The organism is Streptomyces sp. NRRL B-24085 (genome assembly GCF_001282115.1).
Taxonomy (GTDB): domain Bacteria; phylum Actinomycetota; class Actinomycetes; order Streptomycetales; family Streptomycetaceae; genus Streptomyces.
Genome location: NZ_LJBR01000331.1, coordinates 1 through 9,101, shown reverse-complemented (window position 1 = coordinate 9,101; position 9,101 = coordinate 1). Strand labels below are relative to the sequence as shown.

At 71.9% G+C, this 9,101-nt stretch carries 8 protein-coding genes; 5 read left to right on the top strand and 3 right to left on the bottom strand.

Annotation, left to right across the window (positions count from 1 at the left end):
- Positions 1–982 (top strand): 2-oxoglutarate dehydrogenase, E2 component, dihydrolipoamide succinyltransferase (sucB, locus tag AOJ26_RS31125; RefSeq protein WP_063790348.1); only part of this gene is annotated, 982 nt, incomplete at its 5' end.
- A gap of 58 nt (positions 983–1,040) precedes the next feature.
- On the opposite strand, the gene AOJ26_RS31120 is transcribed toward sucB, so the two are convergent.
- Positions 1,041–1,703, bottom strand: a complete 663-nt coding sequence (locus tag AOJ26_RS31120) for a hypothetical protein (protein WP_053851709.1) — start codon at positions 1,701–1,703, stop codon at positions 1,041–1,043.
- A gap of 214 nt (positions 1,704–1,917) precedes the next feature.
- On the opposite strand from AOJ26_RS31120, the gene AOJ26_RS31115 reads away from it, so the two are divergent.
- The 4 genes from AOJ26_RS31115 to AOJ26_RS31100 all read left to right on the top strand — a co-directional run bounded on the left by AOJ26_RS31115 (position 1,918) and on the right by AOJ26_RS31100 (position 7,149).
- Positions 1,918–2,541, top strand: a complete 624-nt coding sequence (locus tag AOJ26_RS31115; protein WP_053851708.1) for a GntR family transcriptional regulator — start codon at positions 1,918–1,920, stop codon at positions 2,539–2,541.
- Between the two features lie 270 nt (positions 2,542–2,811).
- Positions 2,812–5,514 carry a pyruvate dehydrogenase (acetyl-transferring), homodimeric type gene (aceE, locus tag AOJ26_RS31110; protein ID WP_053851707.1) on the top strand — a complete coding sequence of 901 codons (2,703 nt, stop codon included), beginning with the start codon at positions 2,812–2,814 and terminating at the stop codon, positions 5,512–5,514.
- 85 nt (positions 5,515–5,599) lie between these two features.
- A complete protein-coding gene (locus AOJ26_RS31105) occupies positions 5,600–6,574 on the top strand; it encodes a helix-turn-helix transcriptional regulator (protein ID WP_053851706.1) in 975 nt (324 codons plus the stop codon).
- Positions 6,575–6,630: 56 nt separating this feature from the next.
- Complete coding sequence (locus tag AOJ26_RS31100; protein ID WP_053851705.1) at positions 6,631–7,149, top strand: DUF4240 domain-containing protein; 519 nt, start codon at positions 6,631–6,633, stop codon at positions 7,147–7,149.
- Between the two features lie 22 nt (positions 7,150–7,171).
- On the opposite strand, the gene AOJ26_RS31095 is transcribed toward AOJ26_RS31100, so the two are convergent.
- Both AOJ26_RS31095 and AOJ26_RS31090 read right to left on the bottom strand, forming a co-directional pair.
- Entirely contained in the window at positions 7,172–7,384 is a 213-nt protein-coding gene (locus AOJ26_RS31095; RefSeq protein ID WP_053851704.1) for a hypothetical protein, read from the bottom strand.
- Positions 7,385–7,482: 98 nt separating this feature from the next.
- A complete protein-coding gene (locus AOJ26_RS31090) occupies positions 7,483–8,196 on the bottom strand; it encodes a peptidoglycan recognition protein (RefSeq protein WP_234358715.1) in 714 nt (237 codons plus the stop codon).
- Positions 8,197–9,101 lie beyond the last annotated feature (905 nt).

Sequence of the window (9,101 nt, the reverse complement as noted above, 5' to 3'; positions counted from 1 at the left end):
CGCCCCGGTCACCCCGGCCCCGGCTCCTGCCGCGACCTCCGGTGACGACGGCGCCTACGTGACCCCGCTGGTGCGCAAGCTCGCCGCGGAGAACGGCGTGGACCTGGCCGGCGTCAAGGGCACCGGCGTCGGCGGCCGTATCCGCAAGCAGGACGTCATCGCCGCCGCCGAGGCCGCGAAGGCCGCTGCCGCCGCTCCGGCTCCGGCCGCCGCTGCCGCCCCGGCCGCCGCCAAGAAGGCGCCGTCCCTGGAGGCCTCTCCCCTCCGTGGCCAGACCGTCAAGATGCCGCGCATCCGCAAGGTCATCGGCGACAACATGGTCAAGGCGCTGCACGAGCAGGCGCAGCTGTCCTCGGTCGTCGAGGTCGACGTCACCCGTCTGATGAAGCTGCGCGCCCGTGCCAAGGACGCGTTCGCGGCCCGTGAGGGCGTCAAGCTCTCCCCGATGCCGTTCTTCGTCAAGGCGGCGGCCCAGGCGCTGAAGGCGCACGCGCCGATCAACGCCAAGATCAACGAGGGCGAAGGCACGATCACCTACTTCGACACCGAGAACATCGGTATCGCGGTGGACTCCGAGAAGGGCCTGATGACCCCGGTCATCAAGCACGCGGGCGACCTCAACATCGCCGGCATCGCCAAGGCCACGGCGGAGCTCGCGGGCAAGGTCCGCGCGAACAAGATCACGCCCGACGAGCTGTCCGGCGCGACCTTCACCATCTCCAACACCGGCTCGCGCGGTGCGCTCTTCGACACGATCATCGTGCCGCCGGGCCAGGTCGCGATCCTCGGCATCGGTGCCACGGTCAAGCGTCCGGCGGTCATCGAGACCGAGGAGGGCACGGTCATCGGCATCCGCGACATGACCTACCTGACCCTCTCCTACGACCACCGTCTGGTGGACGGCGCCGACGCGGCCCGTTACCTGACCGCGGTCAAGGCGATCCTGGAGGCGGGCGAGTTCGAGGTCGAGCTCGGCCTGTAAGGCGCTTCGCTCGTACGGTGCCCCCGCCCGGTCTCCGGGCGGGGGCACCGGCGTTTCCTCACCTGGGCGTGAGCCGCCGGTCCGACCAGCCCCACAGCTCCTCGACCCACACGTTGGGGACGGACAGCTTCGGCGCGCGCGTGAGGTGCTTCGTGCGATAGGCCTTCAGCACGTCGTAGGTGGCGTCCAGGCAGTCCCGCGAGGTGAGCTCGCCGGTCCTCGGGTCCACGCCGACGAGGAACCCGCGCCCCTCGACCGTACGGATCATGGCGCGGGCGCGGTCCACGTCGTATGTCGGGGTCTTGGTGCAGCGGTAACGGCTGTACGGGTGCTCGGACGTCCCCGGGTAGTGCGCGTCCCTCGACATCTCGCTCAGCATGCGGTCGTACGACCCCTCGGCGTGCCAGGCCCCGATGTCGCCGCCCGGCGGGGTGTACAGCTTTCCGCCGGGGTTCTCCACGGCGCCGTAGACCCAGCGGCCGGTGCCCGGGACCTCGAACCCCCAGCCGACGTGCCCGAACCGCCGGGCCCCGTCGGGTTTGACGAACACGCAGGCCGCACCCCTGCCCGGGGCCGCACCCGCCATGCCGGTGATCGCCCGCGAAGTGCTCGGTGCCGTCTCCGCCGTCGCCCGCGCGGCCGGCTGTCCGCAGCCCGCCACGCCGACGAGCGCGCCGATCACGGCCGTGACGGCCAGTCCCCGTCGTCCCCCGATGTGCATGCCGTCCCCCCGTGGTGCGCTGGGGCGCCCCGCGTGGGAACCCCCTGACCAACGCGACACACCTGGAGGCCGCGGGGTTCCGTGTCTTGACAGAAGCCGTGCGGCTGGGAGCGTGTAAGCCTCGTCTCACCTGCATGAAAGCGCCCCCGTGCGCCCCTCCCGGACGGGCCCCCGGCCTTATTGTCTTTACGTCAAACGCCCTTAAGGAGCTCTCATGACCGCGCCCGTCGTCCACTCGCTGCGCGAACAGATCCGCGAGCACATCGTGGAGGGGATCGTCAGCGGGCGCTGGCAGCCGGGCGAGCGGATCGTGGAGCGCCGGATCGCCACCGAGCTGGAGGTCAGCCAGACGCCGGTGCGGGAGGCACTGCGCGAGCTGGAGTCGCTGCGGCTGATCGAGTCCGCGCCGAACAAGGGCGTACGGGTGCGGAACCTCACGGCGGCCGACCTGGAGGAGAGCTACCCGGTCCGGGCCGGCCTGGAGGCGATCGCGGCGGAGCTGGCGGCGGAGAAGCTGGCGCAGGACTGCTCGGCCCTGGAGCCCCATGTGGCCGCGCTGTACGAGGCGGACCGGGACTCCGACGGCACCGGCCAGGTGCGGCACACGGTCGGCTTCCACCGTGAGCTGGTGCGGGCGGCCGGGAACTCGGTGCTGCTGCACACCTGGGAGGGGCTGGGCATCGAGGTCTTCACCGCGCTGTCGATCCGCTGGCTGGGGACGGTCCAGCAGTCCTACGCGGAGGAGCACGAGGAGCTGGTGGCGGCGTTCAAGCGCCGGGACCCGCGGATCCCGGAGATCGTGAAGGCGCATGTGCTGGGGTGCGCTCCGCGGGCCTGACGCGTTCGAGCACACCAGCGCTCACCTGCGAAAACCCTGCGGAAAACCTTCGAAAACAAGGCACCCGGTGTCTTTCCGGGAGACACCCCGTGCCTACTTTCTCGTCATCGAGAAGTTTTGCCCCTCAACCCTTTGATCGATCATCGATCAGCGAGTTAGAGTCGCCGACGGGCCCTTACCGGGGCCCTCCGCCCTGTCCTGCCAAAGACCAAGGGCACCCCCGAACCCTTACCGATGAGGGAACCCCCTTCGACTGAGGAAGGCGGCGACATGACCGACCCCAACGCCATCCAGCCCAGCGAGCTCGACCAGCTCCCCGACCGGGACCCGGAGGAGACCGCCGAATGGCAGGCCTCGCTGGACGCGGTCGCCAAGGCGGCCGGCCCGCACCGTGCCGCGTACCTGATGCGCCGCACGCTGGAGAGGGCGGAGGGCAACGGCATCGCGCTGCCGAAGCTCCTCGAGACGGACTACGTCAACACCATCCCCACCGCCGCGGAGCCGGGCCTGCCCGGTGACCCGGAGATGGAGTCCCGGATCACGGCCTGGAACCGCTGGAACGCGGCCGCCATGGTGACCCGGGGCAGCAAGTACGGCGTCGGCGGCCACATCGCCACCTTCGCCTCCGCGGCCTGGCTCTACGAGACCGGCTTCAACCACTTCTTCAAGGGCAAGGAGGCCGACGGGTCCGGCGACCAGCTCTACATCCAGGGCCACGCCTCCCCCGGCATCTACGCCCGCGCCTTCCTCGACGGCCGGCTGGACGAGTCCCACCTGGACAACTTCCGCCGCGAGTCGGGCGGCAACGGCCTGCCGTCGTACCCGCACCCCCGCCGCCTGCCCTGGCTGTGGGAGTTCCCCACGGTCTCCATGGGCCTCGGCCCGCTCTCCGCGATCTACCAGGCGCGCTTCAACCGCTACCTGACGGCCCGCGGCATCAAGGACGTCTCCGACTCCCACGTGTGGGCCTTCCTCGGCGACGGCGAGATGGACGAGCCGGAGTCGACCGCGGCACTCGCGCTCGCCTCCCGCGAGGGTCTGGACAACCTGACCTTCGTCATCAACTGCAACCTCCAGCGCCTCGACGGCCCGGTCCGCGCGAACTTCAAGATCGTGCAGGAGCTGGAGGCCCAGTTCCGCGGTGCCGGCTGGAACGTCATCAAGTCCCTGTGGGGCAACGCCTGGGACGAGCTGTTCCAGCTCGACACCACGGGCGCACTGGTACGACGGCTCCGCGAGGTACCCGACGCGCAGGTGCAGACGTACCAGACGCGCGACGCCGCCTACATCCGCCAGGACTTCTTCGGCAAGGACCCGGCGCTCGTCGAGATGGCGAAGCTGCTGTCCGACGACAAGATCCTCGAGTGCTTCCACCTCTCCCGCGGTGGCCACGAGGCGCGCAAGGTGTACGCCGCCTACAAGGCCGCCGTCGAGTTCAAGGGCGCGCCGACCGTGATCCTGGCCCAGACGGTCAAGGGCCACACCCTCGGCGAGGGCTTCGCGTCGAAGAACGCCAACCACCAGATGAAGAAGCTCTCGGTGGACGAGTTCAAGACCATGCGCGACCTTCTCGAACTGCCCATCAAGGACAGCGACTTCGTCGACGGCGTGGTCCCCTACGGCCACCCCGGCGCCGACTCCCCCGAGGTGCGCTACCTCCAGGAGCGCAGGGCGGCCCTCGGCGGTCCCGCCCCGGCCCGCCGCGTCCACCCGGTGGCCCCGCTGCCGGCCCCCGCGGAGAAGGCGTTCGCCTCCTTCGACAAGGGCTCCGGTTCGCAGAACGTCGCCACCACCATGGCCTTCGTCCGCCTGATCAAGGACCTGGTCCGCGACAAGGAGACGGGCAGGCGCTGGGTGCCGATCGTCCCCGACGAGGCGCGCACCTTCGGCATGGAGAGCCTCTTCCCGTCCCTCGGCATCTACTCGCCCAAGGGCCAGACGTACGAGCCGGTCGACCGCGACCAGCTCATGTACTACAAGGAGGCCCAGAACGGCCAGATCCTCAACGAGGGGATCACCGAGGCCGGTTCGATGGCCGACTTCATCGCCGCTTCGACGTCGTACGCGACGCACGGCGAGGCGATGATCCCGTTCTACATCTTCTACTCGATGTTCGGCTGGCAGCGCACGGCCGACCAGATGTGGCAGCTCGGCGACCAGCTCGGCCGCGGCTTCCTCGTCGGCGCCACGGCGGGCCGTACGACGCTGACGGGCGAGGGCCTCCAGCACGCCGACGGCCACTCGCCGGTGATCGCGGCGACGAACCCGGCGGCCCTGACGTACGACCCGGCGTTCGCCTACGAGGTCGCCACCATCGTGCGCGACGGCATCCGCCGTATGTACGGCGAGGCGGCACCGGGTGAGGACCCGAACGTCTTCTACTACCTGACCGTCTACAACGAGCCGCTGCCGCAGCCGGCGAAGCCCTCGGGCCTCGGCATCGACGAGGGCATCGTCAAGGGCCTGTACCGCTTCAACACCGCGGAGTCCGCGGGCCTGTCCCCGGTCGCGAACGCCCCCCGCATCCAGCTCCTGGGCTCCGGCACGGCGATCCACTGGGTGCTCAAGGCACAGCGGATGCTGGCCGAGGAGTGGGGTGTGGCGGCCGACGTGTGGTCCGCGACGTCCTGGACGGAGCTGCGCCGCGACGCGCTGGAGGCCGACGCCGGCCTGCTGCGCGGCGAGGAGCGGGTCCCGTACGTCCGCCAGGCGCTGCACGGCGCCGAGGGCCCGGTGCTCGCGGTCTCCGACTACATGCGCCAGGTCCCGGACCAGATCGCGCAGTGGGTCGAGCAGGACTGGTCCTCGCTGGGCGCGGACGGCTTCGGCCTCTCCGACACCCGTGAGGGCGCCCGCCGCCACTTCGGTGTCGACGCCGAGTCGGTCGTGGTCGCGGCCCTGGCCCAGCTGGCCCGCCGCGGCGAGGTCAAGGCGACGGCGGTGAAGGAAGCACGGGAGAAGTACGGGCTGTGAGGCCCTGAGCTCCGACACGTCCGACGAAGGGGTACGGCGGCTGCCGTGCCCCTTCGTTGTCAGTGGGCCCCGGCATCATGGCCGTATGCGTGCTGCCCGGCTCATCAAGATGGTGCTGTTGCTCCAGTCCCGGCCGTCCATGACCGCCGCCGAGCTGGCGCGCGAGCTGGAGGTGTCGGAGCGGACGGTGACCCGGGACGCGCAGGCGCTGTCGGAGGCGGGGGTCCCGGTGTACGCCGACCGGGGGCGGGCCGGCGGGTACCGGCTGATCGGCGGGTACCGGACCCGGCTGACCGGGCTGGCCCGCGGCGAGGCGGAGGCGCTGTTCCTGTCCGGGGTGCCGGGGGCGCTGCGCGAGATGGGGCTGGAGGACGCCGCCTCCGCCGCCCGGCTGAAGGTCTCGGCGGCCCTGCTGCCCTCGCTGCGGGACGCTTCCCGCACGGCGGCCCAGCGCTTCCACCTGGACGCGCCGAACTGGTTCACCGAGCCGAAGACGCCCGAGTTGCTGCCCGCGGTGGCGGACGCGGTGTGGGACGACAGACCGGTCACCGCGCGCTACCGCGGCCGCGAGGGCGAGGTGGAGCGGGAGCTGGAGCCGTACGGGCTCGTGCTCAAGGCGGGCGTCTGGTACCTGTGCGCGCGTGTCCCGGACAGTGGTGCGTACCGGGTCTACCGGATCGACCGCTTCACCGCGGTGACGGCCGGCGAGGCCCGCTTCGAGCGCGACGAGGACTTCGACCTCCCCGGCTTCTGGGAGGCGCAGGCCGAGCGGTTCGCGCGGTCGATCCTGCACGCCGAGGTCGTCGTACGGCTGTCCCCGGACGGGGTGCGACGGCTTCCCCACGTCGTCGATCCGGCGTCCGCGCGCGAGGCGCTGGCGGCCGCGGAAGCGGCGCACGGGGACGGATGGCTGACCGTGACGCTCCCGGTGGAGTCCGAGCAGATCGCCCACTCGCAGTTGGCGGCCCTGGGTCCGGAGGTGGAAGTACTGGCTCCGGAGAGTCTGCGGGCCCGGTTCGCCGAGGACGCGAGAAGGCTGGGCCGCCTGTACGGGACATAACAATCCGCCGCACTCCACGTGCGCCCCACCCCTCCAGGCACGATGCTGGACCCGTGATGGACGAGACGGAGTTCTGGGAGCTGGTGGACGCCACCCGCGAGGCCGCCGAGGGCGACCCCGAGGAACAGGCCGACCTGCTCGTGGACCGGCTGCTCGGGCTGGACCCGGACATGGTCCTCGACTTCGCCCGTCACTTCGAGGCCCGCTTCAACCGCGCGTACACCTGGGACCTGTGGGGCGCCGCCTGGATCCTGCTGGACGGGGCGAGCGACGACGCCTTCGACTTCTTCCGGTGCTGGCTGATCGGCCAGGGCCGCGAGGTGTACGAGGGCGCGGTGCACGACCCCGACTCGCTCGCCGGCCTGCTGGCCGACTTCGACGACGAGATCGACGGCGACGGCGAGGAGCTGGGCTACGCGGCCGACGAGGCCTACGAGCAGCTCACCGGGACCGTCGCGCCCGACCTGGGCCTCCCGCCCGCGGCCTCCGAGCCGCTCGGCACGCCCGTCGACCTGGAGGACGACCGGGTGCTGGCGGAGCGGTACCCCAAGCTGTGGGAGCGGTTCAGGGGCTGAGCCCCTCCCGGTTCGTTGCCCGTCAGGCCGGCGCGTTCCGGCGCCGGGTGGTGTCCGTCGGGATGTACGCCTGCGCCTGGTCGGCCTTCGCCGTGTGGTGCAGCGGGGCGGCGTTGGCCTGGTCGAGCGCGGACGCGGTGACGGCGGCCGGGCCGAGGACGACGGCCGCCACGGCGCAGACGACCGCCCAGGGGCCGCGGGCGGTCCACGTGGTGTTCGAGTGCCTGCTGTTCATTTCTTCCCCACCTCCGGTCAGTGCGTGTGCATGACGGTAGGGCGGCTGTCTCGGCGTGGTCCTTGAGCTGCCTGCGGGAAAGCTGTGAGGGCGCGGGGTCACGTCCTGCCCTGGAGACGGGCCGCCGCCTGCCGTATCTCCGGCAGGCGGGCCTTGAGGGCGGCGCCGGGGCAGGTCGTCATGTAGGCGTCGCCGTGGGCCGCGAGGGCGGGGAGTGCCGCGGTGGTGCCGGCCTTGTAGCGGCTGAGGCTGTTGCTGGAGGTCAGGCGCACGGTGGTGCGCGGGTCGATGCCGGCGAGGCCGAGCTTCCAGGCGACCAGGGCGGCGATCGCGTCGGTCATCGCCCGCGGGACGGGGACGCCGACGGTGAAGGTCCCGAGGGCGGCTATGCCCGCGGTGCGGTGGTTGAAGCCCAGGGTGTGGGCGCCGACGACGGGGCGGTCGACGCCGCCCGCACGGCCCTCGTAGATGGTGCCGCAGCGGTCGACGAGGAAGTTGTAGCCGATGTCGTCCCAGTCCCGGGCACCGGTCTGGCCGGCGGCGAGGTAGCGGATGATGCGGGGTGCGTCGGCGCAGTCGTAGTCGTTGGGCGAGTCGGTGTGGTGCACGAAGACCGCGAGCACCTTGTCGTCGTAGTGCGGGGGCGGCGGGGTACGGGCGGCGGTGCTCCCGTCGCCACCGGCGGCCCACACCGACCTCGCGACGATGTGAGGGCGGGGCGCGCTCGACGGCACGTTCCCCTGCCGGGCCACCGCAGCGGCCCCGGCCACCCTGTCGTCGACCGTCCGCTCGATCCCCTTCACACACAGCACGAGCCCGAGCACGACGGCGAGCCCGGGAACACAGGCGAGCAGGAGCCGCCAGAGGTGGGTGGTACGGCGCCGTAGGGCCTGGTGAGTGGGGGTGGCGGAGCCAGTTGTGGGTGTGGGGTCGGTTGGACTCGGCTGCCCGGCGGGACTGGCGGCGTCGGCTTGGGTCACGGGATGGGCGGAAGCCGCAGGGTCGGCTGGGGCCGCGCGGCCGGTGAGGGTCGCAGGCCCAGCGGGAGCCATGGGTTGAGGGTTCTGCTCAGCCTCGGAGGACGCGGAGGCCACGGCGGAGACCGCCGGCCCGCTGGAAGTCGCAGGTCCAGTGAGAGCCGCCGGCCCGGCGAGGGGTCGGTGGTTCTGCCCAGCCTCGGCGGCAGCTCGGGACTCGGGCGGCCGCGCGTCGAGCTGAGCGGGGGTCACAGACCCGGCGCAAGCGGTGGCCAGGGGGTTCTGCTCACCTTCAGCGGCCGCTACGGCATCGGGTAGCCGGTCGGGCAGTGCGGCTCCCCCGGGGGAGGCGGAGGCAGCCGAATCCGCAGGCTCGGCGGGAGCCGTGGGCAGGCGGTTCCGCTCGGCTTCGGCGGCAGCCATGGGCTCGGACGGCCGCGCCTCGGACAGTGCGGCAGGCTCGGGGGAAGCGGAGGCTCCGGCGGAAGGTGTGGCCTGGGCGGAGCGGGAGGGCGGCCTGGGCCGGGCAGGAGTGTCGGCCTCCGCCGGGGATGAGGGGACCTCCGTCCCAGCAGCACCCTCACACCCGGCAGGACCGGAGGTGGAGCCGGGGCCGACAGGTCGCTCACCCCCAGCGGCGGTCTCGGGGTCGTCCGGGTCCGGTGGCCGGGAAGGGTTCCCAGGGTCGGTCGGGGCGGTGGGTGGGGCGAGGGAATCGGAGGGGGCCTTCAGACCTGTAC

What these genes read in the sequence shown, in the direction of transcription:
- AOJ26_RS31120 (WP_053851709.1), bottom strand. Translation starts at nt 1,703, where the DNA reads ATGCACATCGGGGGACGACGGGGACTGGCCGTCACGGCCGTGATCGGC.
- AOJ26_RS31115 (WP_053851708.1), top strand. Translation starts at nt 1,918, where the DNA reads ATGACCGCGCCCGTCGTCCACTCGCTGCGCGAACAGATCCGCGAGCAC.
- aceE (WP_053851707.1), top strand. Translation starts at nt 2,812, where the DNA reads ATGACCGACCCCAACGCCATCCAGCCCAGCGAGCTCGACCAGCTCCCC.
- AOJ26_RS31105 (WP_053851706.1), top strand. Translation starts at nt 5,600, where the DNA reads ATGCGTGCTGCCCGGCTCATCAAGATGGTGCTGTTGCTCCAGTCCCGG.
- AOJ26_RS31100 (WP_053851705.1), top strand. Translation starts at nt 6,631, where the DNA reads ATGGACGAGACGGAGTTCTGGGAGCTGGTGGACGCCACCCGCGAGGCC.
- AOJ26_RS31095 (WP_053851704.1), bottom strand. Translation starts at nt 7,384, where the DNA reads ATGAACAGCAGGCACTCGAACACCACGTGGACCGCCCGCGGCCCCTGG.